24 protein-coding genes are annotated in these 15,845 nt (G+C 54.9%); 23 read left to right on the top strand and 1 reads right to left on the bottom strand.

What is annotated here, in order from left to right; all coding sequences use genetic code 11:
• Positions 1-22 precede the first annotated feature (22 nt).
• From RDV48_10400 to RDV48_10510, 23 genes are all read left to right on the top strand, one after another.
• The gene (locus RDV48_10400; protein MDQ7823193.1) at positions 23-208 is read left to right on the top strand and encodes a type Z 30S ribosomal protein S14; all 186 of its coding nucleotides are present in this window, start codon (positions 23-25) and stop codon (positions 206-208) included.
• Between the two features lie 44 nt (positions 209-252).
• Positions 253-654 carry a 30S ribosomal protein S8 gene (gene rpsH, locus RDV48_10405; GenBank protein MDQ7823194.1) on the top strand — a complete coding sequence of 134 codons (402 nt, stop codon included), beginning with the start codon at positions 253-255 and terminating at the stop codon, positions 652-654.
• Between the two features lie 14 nt (positions 655-668).
• Complete coding sequence (gene rplF / locus RDV48_10410) at positions 669-1,223, top strand: 50S ribosomal protein L6 (GenBank protein MDQ7823195.1); 555 nt, start codon at positions 669-671, stop codon at positions 1,221-1,223.
• A 19-nt stretch (positions 1,224-1,242) separates the two neighbouring features.
• The gene (rplR, locus tag RDV48_10415) at positions 1,243-1,608 is read left to right on the top strand and encodes a 50S ribosomal protein L18 (protein ID MDQ7823196.1); all 366 of its coding nucleotides are present in this window, start codon (positions 1,243-1,245) and stop codon (positions 1,606-1,608) included.
• Between the two features lie 14 nt (positions 1,609-1,622).
• On the top strand, positions 1,623-2,132 hold the full coding sequence (gene rpsE / locus RDV48_10420; protein MDQ7823197.1) for a 30S ribosomal protein S5: 510 nt from the start codon (positions 1,623-1,625) through the stop codon (positions 2,130-2,132).
• 38 nt (positions 2,133-2,170) lie between these two features.
• A complete protein-coding gene (rplO, locus tag RDV48_10425; GenBank protein MDQ7823198.1) occupies positions 2,171-2,611 on the top strand; it encodes a 50S ribosomal protein L15 in 441 nt (146 codons plus the stop codon).
• The gene (secY, locus tag RDV48_10430; GenBank protein MDQ7823199.1) at positions 2,611-3,921 is read left to right on the top strand and encodes a preprotein translocase subunit SecY; all 1,311 of its coding nucleotides are present in this window, start codon (positions 2,611-2,613) and stop codon (positions 3,919-3,921) included. The genes rplO and secY overlap by 1 nt, the downstream gene beginning before the upstream one ends.
• 16 nt (positions 3,922-3,937) lie before the next feature.
• The gene (locus RDV48_10435; GenBank protein MDQ7823200.1) at positions 3,938-4,594 is read left to right on the top strand and encodes an adenylate kinase; all 657 of its coding nucleotides are present in this window, start codon (positions 3,938-3,940) and stop codon (positions 4,592-4,594) included.
• Positions 4,591-5,373, top strand: coding sequence for a type I methionyl aminopeptidase (map, locus tag RDV48_10440; protein MDQ7823201.1), 783 nt, complete (start codon positions 4,591-4,593; stop codon positions 5,371-5,373). Before RDV48_10435 ends, map begins: the two co-directional genes overlap by 4 nt.
• A 49-nt stretch (positions 5,374-5,422) precedes the next feature.
• Positions 5,423-5,638: a translation initiation factor IF-1 gene (infA, locus tag RDV48_10445; GenBank protein MDQ7823202.1), complete on the top strand. Its 216-nt coding sequence runs from the start codon at positions 5,423-5,425 to the stop codon at positions 5,636-5,638.
• A 34-nt stretch (positions 5,639-5,672) separates the two neighbouring features.
• On the top strand, positions 5,673-5,786 hold the full coding sequence (gene rpmJ / locus RDV48_10450; GenBank protein MDQ7823203.1) for a 50S ribosomal protein L36: 114 nt from the start codon (positions 5,673-5,675) through the stop codon (positions 5,784-5,786).
• Between the two features lie 12 nt (positions 5,787-5,798).
• Positions 5,799-6,170 (top strand): 30S ribosomal protein S13, encoded by a 372-nt coding sequence (gene rpsM / locus RDV48_10455; protein MDQ7823204.1) that lies wholly within the window; start codon positions 5,799-5,801, stop codon positions 6,168-6,170.
• 15 nt (positions 6,171-6,185) lie between these two features.
• Entirely contained in the window at positions 6,186-6,578 is a 393-nt protein-coding gene (rpsK, locus tag RDV48_10460; GenBank protein ID MDQ7823205.1) for a 30S ribosomal protein S11, read from the top strand.
• 48 nt (positions 6,579-6,626) lie between these two features.
• Positions 6,627-7,256, top strand: coding sequence for a 30S ribosomal protein S4 (gene rpsD, locus RDV48_10465; protein ID MDQ7823206.1), 630 nt, complete (start codon positions 6,627-6,629; stop codon positions 7,254-7,256).
• 85 nt (positions 7,257-7,341) lie between these two features.
• The gene (locus RDV48_10470; protein MDQ7823207.1) at positions 7,342-8,286 is read left to right on the top strand and encodes a DNA-directed RNA polymerase subunit alpha; all 945 of its coding nucleotides are present in this window, start codon (positions 7,342-7,344) and stop codon (positions 8,284-8,286) included.
• Positions 8,287-8,330: 44 nt separating this feature from the next.
• Positions 8,331-8,681, top strand: coding sequence for a 50S ribosomal protein L17 (gene rplQ, locus RDV48_10475; protein MDQ7823208.1), 351 nt, complete (start codon positions 8,331-8,333; stop codon positions 8,679-8,681).
• Positions 8,682-8,720: 39 nt separating this feature from the next.
• Positions 8,721-9,623 carry an energy-coupling factor transporter ATPase gene (locus RDV48_10480; GenBank protein ID MDQ7823209.1) on the top strand — a complete coding sequence of 301 codons (903 nt, stop codon included), beginning with the start codon at positions 8,721-8,723 and terminating at the stop codon, positions 9,621-9,623.
• Positions 9,610-10,464, top strand: a complete 855-nt coding sequence (locus RDV48_10485; GenBank protein ID MDQ7823210.1) for an energy-coupling factor transporter ATPase — start codon at positions 9,610-9,612, stop codon at positions 10,462-10,464. The genes RDV48_10480 and RDV48_10485 overlap by 14 nt, the downstream gene beginning before the upstream one ends.
• A 3-nt stretch (positions 10,465-10,467) precedes the next feature.
• Complete coding sequence (locus RDV48_10490; protein ID MDQ7823211.1) at positions 10,468-11,286, top strand: energy-coupling factor transporter transmembrane protein EcfT; 819 nt, start codon at positions 10,468-10,470, stop codon at positions 11,284-11,286.
• A gap of 11 nt (positions 11,287-11,297) precedes the next feature.
• Positions 11,298-12,137: a tRNA pseudouridine(38-40) synthase TruA gene (gene truA / locus RDV48_10495; protein MDQ7823212.1), complete on the top strand. Its 840-nt coding sequence runs from the start codon at positions 11,298-11,300 to the stop codon at positions 12,135-12,137.
• Positions 12,138-12,183: 46 nt separating this feature from the next.
• Positions 12,184-12,486 carry a hypothetical protein gene (locus RDV48_10500; protein ID MDQ7823213.1) on the top strand — a complete coding sequence of 101 codons (303 nt, stop codon included), beginning with the start codon at positions 12,184-12,186 and terminating at the stop codon, positions 12,484-12,486.
• Between the two features lie 162 nt (positions 12,487-12,648).
• The gene (locus tag RDV48_10505; GenBank protein ID MDQ7823214.1) at positions 12,649-14,682 is read left to right on the top strand and encodes a serine/threonine-protein kinase; all 2,034 of its coding nucleotides are present in this window, start codon (positions 12,649-12,651) and stop codon (positions 14,680-14,682) included.
• 165 nt (positions 14,683-14,847) lie between these two features.
• On the top strand, positions 14,848-15,267 hold the full coding sequence (locus RDV48_10510) for a hypothetical protein (protein MDQ7823215.1): 420 nt from the start codon (positions 14,848-14,850) through the stop codon (positions 15,265-15,267).
• Here RDV48_10510 and RDV48_10515 read toward each other — a convergent pair.
• Positions 15,262-15,810 (bottom strand): HDIG domain-containing protein, encoded by a 549-nt coding sequence (locus tag RDV48_10515; GenBank protein MDQ7823216.1) that lies wholly within the window; start codon positions 15,808-15,810, stop codon positions 15,262-15,264. The two genes, RDV48_10510 and RDV48_10515, sit on opposite strands and share 6 nt — an antisense overlap.
• Between the last annotated feature and the right edge of the window lie 35 nt (positions 15,811-15,845).

A 15,845-nucleotide genomic window follows, 5' to 3' on the forward strand; every position in this document is an offset into this window, starting at 1 on the left:
GCAATGGGCCGGGAGGATTGATATGGCAAGATTAGCGATGATAGTAAAGGCGAACAGGAAGCCGAAATTCGGGGTAAGGCATAGGAACCGCTGCATGGTGTGCGGCAGGCCCCGCGCATATCTTCGGAAATTCGGCATGTGCAGGATTTGCTTCAGATCGATAGCCCATAAAGGCGAGATACCGGGTGTGTCCAAGTCCAGCTGGTAGCAAGCCGCGGGCGTGCATAACTCACTAAATATGGAGGCGAAACCATGGCGATGACTGACCCTATCGCGGATATGTTCACCAGGATAAGGAATGCCAACACGGCCTTCCACGAACAGGTAGACATACCTGCGTCAAAAATGAAGGAGCGTTTGGCGAAAATCTTCAAGGAAGAAGGCTTCATAAATGATTTCCAGGTGATTAACACGGGAAATTCACAGGGCATAATCAGGATCAAGATGAAATACGGCCCGAACCGCCAGAAGATCATATCGGGCATAAGGAGAATAAGCAAGCCGGGGCTGAGGGTTTATGTCGGTAAATCACAGGTTCCCAGGATATTCGGCGGGCTTGGAGTGGTGATCCTCTCCACGCCGGGCGGCCTTATGACGGGAAAGCAGGCCCAGCATAAGGGCGTGGGCGGCGAAGTTCTGGGATACGTCTGGTAGAAGGAGGAGTAGCAATGTCAAGAATAGGAAAAGCTCCCATCAAGCTTCCGCCTCAGGTAACGGTGACCATCAAGGAGAACGAAGTGAAGGTCAAAGGCGCCAAGGGAGAGCTCAGCAGGAAGGTCCACCAGGACATGAAGATAAAGGTGGCCGATGGTGCGGTAATCGTCGAAAGGCCGACGGACAGCAAGGAGCACCGGTCGCTCCACGGTCTTACAAGGACCCTGATCAACAACATGGTGGTCGGTGTGACGACGGGCTTTGAAAAGGAGCTCCACCTTATCGGCGTAGGGTACAAGGTCCTGAAACAGGGCAACGGCATACAGATACTGTGCGGCTATTCCCACCCTGTGGACATAGCGCCCATCAAGGGCATTGACTTCGATGTGGAAGTCGAAAAAGGCGTCAACAAGATCAAAGTAAAGGGAATCGACAAGGAACTCGTGGGGCAGGTGGCGGCCAATATAAGGTTTGTGAAGCCCCCTGAGCCATACAAGGGAAAAGGCATCAAGTATGCCAAGGAAGTAATTATCAGAAAACTCGGTAAAGCCGGCAAGACCGGTAAGTAACCATAGTGAGGGATGTTCCATGATAGATAAAATTTCTCGTAACACAAACAGATTAAAGCGGCATGCCCGGATCCGGAAGAGCCTCAGAGGCACCAAGGATCGCCCCAGGCTCTCGGTGTTCAGGAGCCTCAAGCACATTTATGCCCAGCTCATCGATGATGAAGAGGGCAAGACCCTTGTTTCAGCAAGCTCTATTGAGAAGGCAGTCAAGGAGGGCCGCGAAGGCTCTCTCAAGGTAGTGGCAAAAAAGGTCGGCTCCCTTCTGGCTGAAAGAATCAAGGAGAAAGGCATTGAAGGCATCGTGTTTGATCGTGGCGGCTACAAGTACCACGGGAAAATCGCAGCGCTTGCCGAGGGCCTGAGAGAAGGCGGCATTCAATTCTAGCAGGGAGGACCATTATGGCCAGGTATGACAGGTATGATCAGGTTGACAAAGAATTCAGCGAAACTGTGGTAAAGGTGAACAGGGTTGCCAAGGTGGTGAAGGGAGGCAAGAGGTTTTCCTTCAGCGCCCTCGTGGTAGTGGGGAACGGCCAGGGCACCGTGGGCGCCGGCCTCGGCAAGGCCGGTGAGGTCCCTGAAGCCATAAGAAAGGGAGCCGAGGAGGCAAAGAAAAACCTCATCAGCGTCCCAATTGTGGGCACGACGATTCCTCACGAGCTCACGGTGAAGTTCGGCGCAGCAAAAGTGATGCTGAAGCCTGCCTGCCCGGGCACAGGCGTAATAGCCGGTGGAGCCGTCCGCGCTGTGGTGACGCAGGCAGGAATAAAGGATATTCTTACGAAATCTTTAGGTTCTGATAATGCTATCAATATAGTGTACTGCACGTTAAAGGCGCTCAAAGGGCTTAAAAAGGCTGAAGATGTGGCGAAACTCCGCGGCAAGCAGCTTTCAGAGATCCTGCAGTAGCCAGGTGCACCAGCCATAATGAAAGGGGAATGACTCTTATGCAGCTCTCAGATTTACGACCTGCAAAGAATTCAACGAAACGGGTAAAACGCGTGGGCAGGGGCCATGGCTGCCATGTGAAGACAGCGGGGAAAGGCTCGAAAGGCCAGAACAGCCGCTCGGGCGGAGGGAAAACACCGGGCTTCGAGGGCGGGCAGACCCCATGGTACAGGAGGCTTCCCAAGTTCAAGGGCTTCAGGAATCCCTTCAAGACTGTCTATACGGTCGTGGGGCTCAGTGCCCTTGAAGAATGCGCCGAACACAAGGAGATTACTCCCGATGTGCTCCTGAAAGAGGGATTTGTCAGGAACCTGAACAACCCGATCAAGGTGCTTGCCAATGGCACAATAGAAAAAGCAGTCACCGTGAAGCTTCACAAGTTCAGCAAGACTGCACAGGAGGCCATTGAAAAGGCTGGCGGGAAAATTGAGGTGATCTAATGATCGGAACATTTTTTAGCTCCTTCAGAGTAAAAGAGTTAAGGGACAGAATCCTTTATGTTGCCTTTGGATTCGCGGTCTTCGTCCTTATGGTGCACATCTCGGTGCCCGGTGTGGATCTGAAAACCTGGGATCAGCTCCTCACCCAGGGAGCCCTTTTTTCATTCCTGGGGATGTTCACCGGCGGCGCTCTTAACCGCTTCTCAATAGGGGCGATGGGCATAACGCCTTATATCAACGCATCTATTATCATGCAGCTTCTCACCGTCGTCATCCCCAAGCTCCATGAGCTCCAGAAGGAAGGGGGAGAGATGGGGCGCCGCAAGATCGGCCAGTATGTCCGTACCCTTACCATGGCGCTTGCCCTTCTCCAGGCCACGGTGATGACCTTGAGCCTTTCCAAATGGAAGGGCGAGAATGGGGAGCACATTTTCCTCATGACAGGTCCCATGTATTACCTGATGGTGATACTGTCGCTCACGGCAGGCACGGCATTCCTGATGTGGCTCGGTGAGCGGATGACTGACAAGGGCATCGGAAATGGAGTCTCGATGATCATATTCGGCGGCATCGTGCTGAGATACCCCGTATATATCGGGCAGACATTCTTTTACGCCAGGGTGTCCAACGATCCCAATTTCTATGTAAGGCTGTTCCTTTTCGCGATTGTGGCAGTGCTGCTTATCATGGCTATCATCATGCTCACCCAGGGAATGAGAAAAGTCCCGGTGCAGTATGCAAAGCGCGTCGTGGGAAGGCGTGTCTTCGGGGGGCAGAGCACCTATATCCCCATAAAGGTGAACAACTCGGGCGTCATCTCCATCATCTTTGCCATATCCATCCTGTATCTCCCTACGACCTTCACGTCGTTCCTGAAACAGGATACCGCCACATGGTATACTCCCATTGTGAATCTCGTTGAACAGCTCTTCAGTCCCCGGCATTTCTTCTATAACCTGTGCTATGCCTTGCTGGTTATTTTCTTCACCTATTTTTACTCGGCCATCACCTTCAACATTGGCGATGTGGCAGACAACATGAAAAAGTACGGAGGCTTCATTCCGGGCATAAGGCCGGGGCGCCCCACCGTGGAATACCTTGAGAAGATCATGAACCGCATCACCCTGGTATCGGCGGTATCACTGGCCTTTATAGCCGTTGCTCCCACCTATGTCATGCAGCTCACGGGAGTGACGAGCTTTTACCTGGGGAGCACCTCCATGCTTATCATCGTAGGCGTGGCACTGGACACGATGCAGCAGATAGAAGCACGCCTGGTGATGCGCAATTACCAGGGCTTTATGAAGTAACCAGAGGGAAGAGTCTATGAATCTCATTTTGCTTGGAATGCCGGGAGCGGGGAAGGGGACTCAGGGGCACCTTATCAAGGAGGCCTTCGGGATTGCCCATATCTCCACCGGCGACATGTTCAGGGAGGCTATCAAGAACAGCACGCCTGTAGGCATGAGGGCAAAGCGCTTCATGGACAGGGGCGAGCTTGTGCCTGACGAGGTTGTTCTTGACATGGTGAAAGAGCGCCTGGAAAAGGATGACTGCAGGAAGGGGTTCATACTGGACGGCTTCCCCCGCACCGTCAAGCAGGCCGAGGCCCTTGATGGAATGCTCTCCCTGAAAGGTGTGAAAATTGAGGCAGTAATTGATTTCAGCATCCCGAAGGAGGAAGCTGTCAGGCGCCTCTCTTCAAGGAGGAGCTGCAGGAGCTGCCAGGAAATCTACAACCTCCTCGGGAGGCCGCCTATAAAGCAGGACATCTGTGATGAATGCGGAGGCGAGCTCTACCAGAGGGATGATGACAAGGAAGAGGTGATTCTGAACAGGCTGGATGTCTATGAGCAGCAAACGGCGCCTTTACTGAAGTATTATGATGCGAAGGGGAACCTTCATGCACTCAATGCCGGCGCCCCTGTCGAGGTGATAATGGAACAGGTAAGGGAGCTCCTTAAAGAACACGCTGTCTCATGATTATTCTTAAGTCTGACGATGAGATAGCCCTGATGCGCGAGTCGGGACACATAACGGCAACAGTCCTTGAGGAGCTGAGGAATGCTTCCGGGGTGGGCGTCACCACCAGGGAGCTTGACAGGATAGCCGACAGTCTCATCGTGAAAATGGGAGCCCGGCCGGCCTTCAAGGGCTACAAGGGCTACCCGAGTGCGACGACGATATCGCTCAATGATGAGGTGGTGCACAGCATCCCCAACAAGAGGAAGCTCAAGAGCGGTGACGTGGTGAGCATCGATATGGGGGTCTTTTACAGGGATTATTGCTCTGACGCGGCAATAACCGTCGCCATAGGCGACGTGGAGCCTGAAAAGCTCAGGCTCATGCAGGTGACGAGGGAATCGCTCTACAAGGGCATAAGGAAGGCTGTGATTGGAAACAGGCTGGGAGACGTGTCCAGCGGTATCCAGGAGCACGTGGAATCAAACGGCTTTTCCGTGGTGAGGGACCTTGTGGGCCACGGAATCGGCCGGGCAATGCATGAGGAGCCCCAGGTCCCAAATTACGGGACGCCTGGAATAGGGCCTCTGCTCAGGAAGGGAATGGTCCTGGCCCTGGAGCCGATGGTGAATCTGGGGACTTACAAGGTGGCAGTAAAACGGGATAACTGGACGGTAGTGACGGAAGACGGGAAATGCTCGGCCCATTTTGAGCACACCGTTGCAGTGACTGAGAAGGGGCCGAGGATACTGACCCTGCCGCACGGGGCGGCGAAGAACGAGGAATACCCGTTCTCCTGACAGGGGAGGATTTGATGGTGCCGAGGCGCCAAAGGGGGTGACTGGTGAATTGAAGGAAGAATCGATTGAAGTAGAGGGAACAGTAATGGAGGCCCTGCCTAACGCCATGTTTCGCGTGGAGCTCCCCAATGGCCACAAGGTACTGGCCCATGTGTCGGGGAAGATCAGGATGAATTTCATCAGGATTCTGCCCGGAGACAAGGTGACCGTCGAGCTGTCTCCCTATGATCTCACAAGGGGAAGGATAGTATACCGGTTCAAATAGGCCGAGGGATCGGCACGATAAGGAGTGAGGTACAATGAAAGTGCGTCCTTCAGTAAAAGCAAGGTGCGAAAAATGCAAGATCATACTGCGCAAGGGAAGAATACGCGTACTGTGCAAAAATCCCAAGCATAAACAGGTGCAGGGGTAAGGAGGTGAACAATTGGCACGTATAGCAGGTGTTGATTTACCAAGAGACAAGCGTGTAGAGGTTGCGCTTACCTATATTTTCGGGATAGGCCGCAGCACAAGCGCGAAGATCCTCTCAATAACCAAGGTCAACAAGGATACCCGGGTGAAGAACCTCACCGAGGAGGAGCTTGTAAAGCTGAGAGAGGAGATTGAGAAGCATCACAAGGTGGAAGGTGACCTGCGCCGCGAGGTTGCAGCGAACATAAGGCGCCTTATAGAGATTAACTCTTACAGGGGCATACGCCACCGCAGGGGGCTCCCTGTAAGGGGGCAGCGCACGAAGACGAACGCCCGTACAAGGAAAGGCCCTCGCAGGACCGTGGGCGTCAAGAGGAAGAAGTAGGCAAGGAGGATCGCAATGGCTAAAAGAGGAGCAGGGCGAGGGAGAAAGAAGGAGCATAAAAACATCCCCAGGGGTGTGGCTCACATTCAATCTACCTTCAACAATACGATCATCACCATATCTGATCCCAACGGAAACGCCGTTGCATGGGCCAGTGCCGGTGGCCTGGGCTTCAAAGGCTCAAGGAAGAGCACTCCCTTCGCCGCCCAGATAGCAGCGGAGGCAGTGGCAAAAAAGGCAATGGAAAATGGCATGCGCTCCGTGGAAGTATATGTGAAAGGCCCCGGTTCAGGCAGGGAAGCGGCAATACGCTCACTGCAGGCCACGGGGCTTGAGATAAGCCTTATCAAGGATGTGACTCCCATCCCTCATAACGGGTGCAGGCCGCCCAAGAGGAGAAGGGTGTAGGCATCAGATTCTAACTAACCGACAGCGGTCAGGAACAGGAGGGAAAACGTGGCTCGTTACGTTGGACCTGTATGCAGATTATGCAGGCGTGAAGGAACAAAACTCTATCTCAAGGGCGATCGTTGCTACAACGATTCCAAATGCGCGGTGATAAAGCGTGCTGTCCCGCCGGGGCAGCACGGACAGATGCGCCGCAAACTCTCGAACTATGGCATTCAGCTTCGCGAGAAGCAGAAGCTCCGCAGGATTTACGGCCTCAACGAGCGCCAGTTCAAGAATTACTTCACCAGGGCCGAGAGGCAGAAGGGAGTCTCCGGCGAGAACTTCCTGAGGATCCTGGAAAGACGGCTTGACAACGTGATTTTCAGGCTTGGCCTCTCAGACTCCCGCAGCGAGGCACGCCAGTTTGTCAGGCATGGCCACGTGGACATCAATGGACACAAGGTGAATATTCCCTCCTACCAGGTCAAGATAGGAGAGATAGTGGCGGTGAGGGAGAAGTCCCGGAGCAAGCCTTTCGTCCAGGAGTCCATAGAGCAGTCCAAGTCCAAGAAAGTGCCTGTGTGGCTTGAGCTGAATTACGAGAAGGCCGAGGGAAGAATCATTTCGCTGCCCACGAGGCAAGAGATTGATACGCAGATCAACGAACAGCTCATCGTGGAGTTTTACTCCAAGTAGTCTCGGTGGGGGTCTGCCGATGATCTGAAAGAGGGCCCTTGAGCTTTTCTTTCGATAAAATCAGTACGTGAGGAGAGATACACTGATGCTGGATGTCATAGAAAAACCGAAGATAAAGAGTGACAGTGAGGAAAATTACGGAAAGTTCGTCATAGAGCCGCTCGAGAGGGGGTTCGGCATCACGCTGGGCAACAGCCTCAGGAGAATTCTGCTCTCGTCGATCACCGGCGCCGCCGTGACGCATATCCGCATAGAGGGAATTCTCCATGAGTTCTCCACCATCCCGGGCGTTATCGAGGATGTCACCGAGATAGTCCTGAACGTGAAGAAGCTCAACTTCAAGCTTCTTACCGAAAAGCCCAAAACGGTGAAGATCGAGGTGAAGGGGGAAGGAAGGGTCACGGCATCCGATATACAGCCCGATCCCGAGGTGGAGGTCCTGAACCCGGACTGCCATGTCGCAACGCTTACCGAGAAAAATGCCCGCCTGTCGATGGAGATGAGGGTGGGCAAGGGCAAGGGATATGTTGCCGCCGAGAAACAGAAGGCTCCCGAGCAGATCCTGGGCCTTATCCCCGTCGATTCAATATTCAGCCCCATCAGGAAGGTGAAATATACGGTAGAGGATACGCGCGTCGGGCAGGTCACCAATTATGACAGGCTCATCCTTGAGGTCTGGACTGATGGAAGCGTTCAGCCCCATGACGCGGTGAGCAGCGCAGCGGAGCTTCTCCAGCGCTATCTCAGCTTCTTCACCAACCTGAAGCCGCCTTCAGCAGTGCCCGTTGCCTCAGGAAGTGTTGACCAGGCTCAGATACTTGACATGCCTATTGAAGAGCTGGGGCTGTCGGTCCGTTCCCTCAACTGTCTCAAGCGTGCGGCCGTCAGAAAAGTAGGGGATCTCGTGGCACTCTCCGAGGACGATGTCATGAAGCTCAAAAACTTCGGCCAGAAATCGCTTGTCGAGATCAAAGAGAAGCTGACACAGTATGAGCTCTCTCTTGCCCCGCCCTCACGGGAGGAAGTATAGGTCATGAGTGAGGGGTTTTATCCTTCCAAGGAGGAGAATCGGTCATGAAACACAGGAAATATACAAGGACCCTGGGGCGCAAGACAGCTCACAGGATAAGCATGCTCAGGAATCTCGCCCTGTCGCTCTTTCTGCACAGGAAGATTGAGACGACGCACATAAGGGCACTGGAGCTTTCAAAATACGCGGAAAAACTTGTAACCCTCGCCAAGAAAGGCGACCTGGAGTCAAAGAGAAGGGTTTTCGCCCAGCTCAGGAACAAGGAGATTGCCCGCCAGCTCTTTGATCTCGCCAAAGCCCAATACAGCACCAGGAACGGCGGTTACACGCGCATCGTGAAACTCGGATTCAGAAAGGGAGACGCGGCACCCATTGTTCTGCTGGAGCTTGTATAGCCCAGCCTTTCCCGCGATTTCTCCCGGGTTTTCATTCACATGGAGGACGTCTGCCTCCATGAGCCCCGCCTCTTCACGATGATACATGTAGAGGGAGTCACCCATCATTATCATGCCGGCATGCCTGACGAGATCTGCGCCCTGCGGGATGTGACGCTTCAGATCTGCCAGGGAGAGTTTGTCACGCTCCTCGGCCATAACGGGAGCGGAAAATCCACCCTGGCAAAGCTCTTTAACGCCCTGATTGTCCCGGGGACCGGAAAGGTCACCGTTGATGGCATTGATACAGGCAATGAGCAGGAGCTCTGGAGCATCAGGAGCAGGGTGGGCATGGTCTTTCAAAACCCTGATAACCAGCTTGTTGCCCCCACCATTGAAGAAGAGCTTGCCTTTGGCCCCGAGAACCTTGGCGTGCCCCGCGAGGAGATCATAAGGCGTATCGACAGTGCACTCAAGTCCGTCGATCTCGAGAAATACCGCTCATCGGCGCCCCATCTCCTCTCGGGAGGCCAGAAACAGAGGGTGGCCATCGCCTCTGTGCTCACCATGATGCCCAAGTACCTCGTCCTCGATGAGCCGACGGCCATGCTCGACCCCCGCGGACAGCGGGAGATAATGCATACCCTCAGGGAGCTTAATGAAGAGCAGGGGATTACCATAGTCCTTGTGACCCAGAACATGGGTGAGGCTCACTATTCGAAAAGATCGATAGTGATGAGCCGCGGTGAGATAGTGATGGACGATGAGCCCAGGAAAGTGTTCAAGGATATGGGCCGCATACAGGCGCTCCGCCTCGATGTTCCTCCCATCAGTCTCCTGGCCCACCGCCTCAGTGCTGCAGGCTATGGGGTCTCTGATGAGCTGGTCACCGTCGAGGAGATGGCTCGGGCGCTTGCCTGCCTGTCGGGGCGCCGTGGAGAGGGTAACCATGAGCATCATTGAAATCAGGGATCTCACCCATATCTACATGCGCGACACTCCCTTCGAGACGGAAGCCATTCACAAGGTCTCCACAAGCATTGAGGCCGGGAGCATCACGGCCATAGTGGGGCCTACAGGATGCGGCAAATCGACACTCATCCAGCATTTCAACGGAATCCTCCGCCCCTCGGAGGGCAGGGTGACAGTTGATGGCACCGAGGTGGGAGCCCCCCATATCGATCTCAGGAAGATAAGGCAGAAAGTGGGTCTCGTCTTCCAGTACCCCGAGCACCAGATCTTTGAGGAGACGGTCTTTCTGGATGTCGCATTCGGCCCGGTGAGGATGGGCTTCCCGCCCGATGAGGTGGCCGATTGTGTGCGCATGGCAATGGAGTTCATGGACCTGCCCTTTGAGACCCTCAGAAACAGGTCTCCCTTCTCCCTGAGCGGCGGCGAGATGCGCCGCGTGGCACTCGCAGGCGTCATCGCCATGAAGCCAATGGTGCTTGTCCTTGACGAACCCACGGCAGGGCTTGATCCTCTCGGGAAAAAGAGCCTGCTTGGCAGGCTTGCCGAGCTCAGGGACCTTCAGAAGACCACCGTGGTCATTGTCTCCCACGCGATGGAGGAGATAGTCGAGATAGCGGACAAAATAATCGTGATGAAGAATGGGGCTGTGGCATGCGAGGGGACACCCCGCGAGGTTTTCTCGAAGAGAGGGGAAATCCAGGAGGCACACCTGCTTCTTCCCGAATATACGAGGCTCATGGTAAGGCTCAATGAGATGGGCTTACCTGTGAGAGACGACATATTCACCCTCGATGACTCTTTATACGAGATCGCAAAACTTCTGGAGCGGTAAGCCATGGAATTGATGAGGAATGTGACCATAGGTCAGTATGTGCCTGGCAGCTCGGCCCTTCACCGCCTCGATCCCCGCGTGAAGATACTGCTCCTCATGCTGATGGTCCTGCAGATTTTCCTTATCTCGCAATGGTGGCTCATTTTCTTACCTTTCTTGTTTTTCCTTGCCGTGACGGCAGTGTCGGGGCTCACTTTCAGATACGTGCTCCGCGGTCTCAGGGCCGTCGTAATGCTTGTCCTGATTACTTTTCTTTTCAACGTTTTCCTCACGCCGGGCCATCCCCTCTGGACATTCTGGTGCTTTACGGTGACATACGAGGGCTTCACCTTCGGCCTTCTCATGGCAATGCGCCTTATTCTCATAGTGCTTGCCACCTCGCTTCTCACACTGACCACTTCGCCTATTCAGATCACCGATGCCCTTGAGGATCTCATGAAGTGGGGGAAGCCCCTCAGGATCCCTGTCCACGAAGTGGCCATGATGATGAGTATTGCCCTGCGGTTTATCCCCACCCTCATGGAGCAGCTGGAGAAGATAATCAAGGCGCAGATGGCCCGGGGCGCCGATTTTGAGAGAGGCTCACTCATTGAGAGAGTGAAGAGCTTCATCCCTATCCTGGTGCCCCTCTTCGTGCAGGCCTTCAGGCATGCCGATGAGCTGGCCGTCGCGATGGAGGCGAGGTGTTACAGGGGAGGGGAGGGGCGCACAAGGCTGAGGATACTGAAGATGGGACTCAACGATTTCACCGCGGTAGCGCTCACAGGAGCCTTCTGCATTTTGCTCTGCTTCGTTGACGGCATGAAAATCCGGGGACTTTGAACGGAGTGACGATGCGCAACCTAAGGCTCATAATTGAATATGACGGCACCTATTTCAACGGCTTCCAGAAGCAGACCCTTCCCGGCATGGTGACAGTGCAGAACCGCCTTGAGGAAGCCCTGGCAAAAATCCTCAATGAGCCCGTGAAAACCGTCGTGGCAGGGAGGACCGATACCGGTGTTCACGCCGTGGCTCAGGTGGTGAGCTTCAGGACCTCCTCCCCAAGACCTGCAGGCGAGATCAAGCATGCCCTCAACGCGCTGCTTCACGGCGCCATGGCCATTCACTCCGTCGATGAGATGCCCCTGAGGTTTCATGCCCGTTTTTCCGCCAGGAGCCGCCTCTATCACTACTATATTCTGAACAGGGAAGAGCCTCCGTCCCTGGGGCGATCCTACCTTCACCATGTGAGGCATCCGCTGGATATTGAAAAGATGAGGGAGGCATCCAGGTTTCTGGAGGGTGAGCATGATTTTACCGCCTTTTCCACCTCCATAAAGGAAGTAAAGACTGCCATACGCAAGATTGAGCACATCAATATCCTGCAGGGCACTCACTGCGCGGAGAAGGGGAAGATCCTCTATGTCCCTTTCGAGGCCCTTTACAGGGAGGGCATCATACTTGTGGAGCTCAAGGCCAACAGCTTTCTCCGGTCGATGGTGAGGATGATAGTGGCCGTGCTGGTAAGGGCAGGCCTCGGGAAGATGGAGCCCCGCGAGGTCTCCCGTATCCTCGCCGAGAAGAATCCGGGTCTCATCCATACGCCGGCGCCGCCTGAGGGCCTATTTCTTGTGAAAGTGGACTATCAAGAAGGTGATTCAGGGTCTCTTCGAGAAAATAATGTCCCATAAAGGCAGTCACGGGAATCTCAAGAGTAAGACGGGAGGATATTGACACATGGCAAACACGGAAACCTTTGAAAAACAGCTCGAGGAAGCGGGCGAGAAGATGGGCCGCCTCATGCAGAAGGCCTCGGATCAGGAAAAGGAGCGCCTCAGGGCGATGAAGAAGGAGATTGAGAACTTTGCGATCGATGAGGAAAAGAAGGGGAAATTCTACGACCGTTCAGCCCTCTTTGCCGCCGGCATCATCGCCAATCCCGACATCACCGATGAGGCGATGAAAGAAGCCGCCAAGGAGTATATCGAGAAGGACTATCTTTTCATCAAAAGCCTCAAGGAAGAGGAAGAAAAGCACTAGGCTTCAGGGAGGGAGCGTGGAGAGCCGCATGGTGAACTTCTCCTTCACGGCGGGCCCTGAGCCGGTGAAGGGCTTTTGAAGCCTGTCATGATGTCTTTGAAAGATCAACGCCTCAGAGCTGTTCTGACCATAGCAGCCGGGGTGTTTCTTTTTTTCCTCGCCATGGGTTCGCAGCAAGGGGTAAAGGACCTCATGGAAAAGTCCGAGGATCTTTACTTCTTCGCCGAGGACTCCCGCAGCTCGGCGGCGATCATTGTCGTGAACATGGGCGAAGAGAGGCCTGTCAACAGGGAAAACCTTGCAAAGGCCATCTCATGGCTCAGCGATAAGGAAACAGCCGTTCTGGGCATTGATGTGCTCCTCTTTAAAGAGCCTGATGCCGATAAGGAAGTGGCCGCAGCCCTGAAAAGCATGAAGCACGTGGTGATACCGGACGGGGCCGCCTTCAAAAATAAATGGCCTTCCCTTGAGGGAGTCACCGAGGCCTCGGCGCTCTTCCCGCCTGAAGGTGATTTCCCTGCCGGCACCATTATAAGGAAAGACTACCTCGTGAGGAAGGAGGAGGGAGGAAGGAGCTGTTCTTTTGCCCTCGCTCTTGCCCTGCAGGCAAAAGGGATCGCCCTGGATCAGGTCAGGCTCCGCACGGACAATCTTCAGGCAGGCAGCGGCATTTCCATACCCATAGAGTGGAACCGCCAGGAAGAGGCTCCCCTCATGAGGATAAACTATTACCGGCATGGGTTTCCAGAGATAGCCTGGCAGGAGCTTCCCGGCAAGCCCCGGGAGCTTTTCAGGGGGGCCGTGGTCCTCATAGGGAGCCACCAGCCCCAGGACCTCTTCGCCACTCCCCTGGGCCCCCGCACCCCCGGTGTTCATATCCATGCCCATGCCGTCAATACCATCCTTACAGGCCGCTTCGTGAGGCGCCTGCACTGGGCGGGGGACCTTCTCATCATGGCAGTGTTCTGCCTTGTTCCCGCCTTGATTGCCGTCTTTACCAGGAAGCCCATGGTCATGGTTCTCAGCTTTCTGCTCCTTCCTGTCCTCTATACCCTTGCTGCCCTTGAGCTTTTCACCAGGACAGGAATCCAGCTCAGGCTTTTTGACCCTTTTGCTCCCTCGGGTCTTTCCTTCATTCTGGCAATAGCTTACAGGACATTCTCCCGTGAGTCGGAGAAAGATGCAGGCCCTGCGGCTCGATCTGCAGCAGGGGCCCAGGCCGGCCCCTCTGAGGACCTTATCATCACCGTGTCAAGAGAAATTGAAAGTGTCCCGCTGGCAGCCGGCGAAACAAGGCGCATGCCAAAGGATGAGAGTGCCCCGGTACAGCAGGGATATGTTCTCGTCCCCGACTTCAAGAAAGACGCTGTCATAGGGAAATACAGGGTCCTGGAGTGCCTTGGCACCGGAGGCATGGGGCAGGTCTTCCTGGTTGATCACCTGGGGCTCAATGTGAAGAGGGTAATCAAGGTGATAAGGCCTGATCTTCTCGCCAATCCTTCCGTAAGGGAGCGTTTCCATCAGGAGGCAGAGGCAGCGGCACGGTTGAGCCATCCCTCCATCATCATCATCCACGATTTCGGCGAGATAAGCGGGGTGCCGTACATCGAGATGGAGTATTTTGAGAGCCACAGCCTCCGCTATGAGCTGAAGAGCCATACTCCCTTTCCCCCTGAGCGCCTTGTCAATCTGCTGGATCAGATTGCCGGGGGCCTCACCTGCGCCCATAACGCCGAGCCGCGCCCCATGATACACAGGGATCTCAAGCCTGAGAACATCCTGCTGTCGGAGAAGGAGCATGACAAGCTGAAGATCATAGATTTCGGCCTTGTCAAGGTGCTCCAGGAGGGTGTGGACAAGTCGGCCTCGTCGTCGTCACCCATCGGGACGCCCTATTATATGGCGCCCGAGCAGATCAAGATGGAGCATGTGGGACCCGGCACCGACATTTACTCCCTGGGCATCATGCTTTTCGAGATGGCGACGGGGAAGAGACCCTTTGACGCGGGGAGCTGCCTCGAGGTCCTCAGCGAGCAGCTCACCAAGGCCATTCCGTCTGTCCATGCCCTCAATCCCTCCTACCCCCCGGAGTTTGACGATGTGCTGGAGAAGGCTGCGGAAAAGGACATCTCGAGGCGCTTTGCAAGTGTCAGGGAATTCCTGGACGAGGTGAAAAAGGCCCTCTCCCATTACTAGAGCCCCTGGCATCTGAAGGCTCGACACTGCCGGCTCCCCGCCGGGGTGCATAAAATTGTTACAAAAATGAAATATATTGTTAAAAAACTGTTTACATTTGTTACTGTTTATTTATGGTAAAATGGGGAGCCATGAGGTATACTATAGGTAGGAGGAATTTACCCGATGGGACCTGTATACAGCTACCCCACTTCAGCAGCGATGCTCTACTCCCAGGGCGTTTACGGCCAGGTGCGCAGTGAGGAGCCCCTCACGGCCGACCAGGTTTTCGACATGATGCTCAGAAAGGAGACCGACAAGTCAGCCCAGATGCGTGACGGAGTAAAGCACGTGAAGGCCGAGTTCAACCAGTATAATTACTCCCGCGCCATGTCCTCGCTGGCCCTGATGAACCAGATGTCCGCCCAGATGAATCCGCCGCCTGCTGCGGAGACCGAGAATCCCGGGCAGGCCCCTGAGGGTGCCGACCCCGGTAATGCTGCTCCCGAAGGCACCGCTTCCGAAGGTGCCGCTCCTCAGGCTGCCGGTTCCCAGGCCGCCGCTCCCCAGGCCGCAGGTGCTGTCCGGCCTGTCGCCGCCTCATAGGCCGAGCTCGCCGCTTATCTCCTTCATCGACTCTACGCCCATCTCAATGAATTCCGGGAGAGGAATACCGATTTTTTCACATTCTCTGATGGCCTCCCTCGACACGTTCCTCGCGAAGCCCTTCTCTTTCATCCTCTTGATGATGGAGCTCGCCTTCACGCTCGAGAGCTTCTTGTCGGGGATGATGAGGGCCATTGCCGTCACGAGGCCCGTGAGCGATTCGCTCGCCGTGAGGGCGAAGTCGATGGTGCCCTCCCGCACTGAGCCGTTCTGCTCGTTGTGCCTTTTTATGGCATTCCTGACCTCGGCGGGAAGAGAGTCGGGCAGCAGGTCCATCGCAATAAGGGCGTGCTTCTCGGGCATGTTCTCCGTGAGCTCGACATCGATGTCATGGAGGAGGCCTGCAAGGGCGTACCGATCCTCGTCGCCTCCCAGCTTCCTGGCCACTCTCTTCATGACGGCCTCGGAAGCAATGCTGTGCTTGATGAGGTTATCAGCTTTCATGTGCTGCTTTAACAAGGCAAGGGCTTTTTCCCGTTCCATGGTTCCTCCTGAAATCCTGAAGTGACGGCCAGTGG

It is taken from the genome of Candidatus Eremiobacterota bacterium (assembly GCA_031082125.1).
Taxonomy (GTDB): Bacteria; Vulcanimicrobiota; CADAWZ01; order CADAWZ01; family Ess09-12; genus Ess09-12.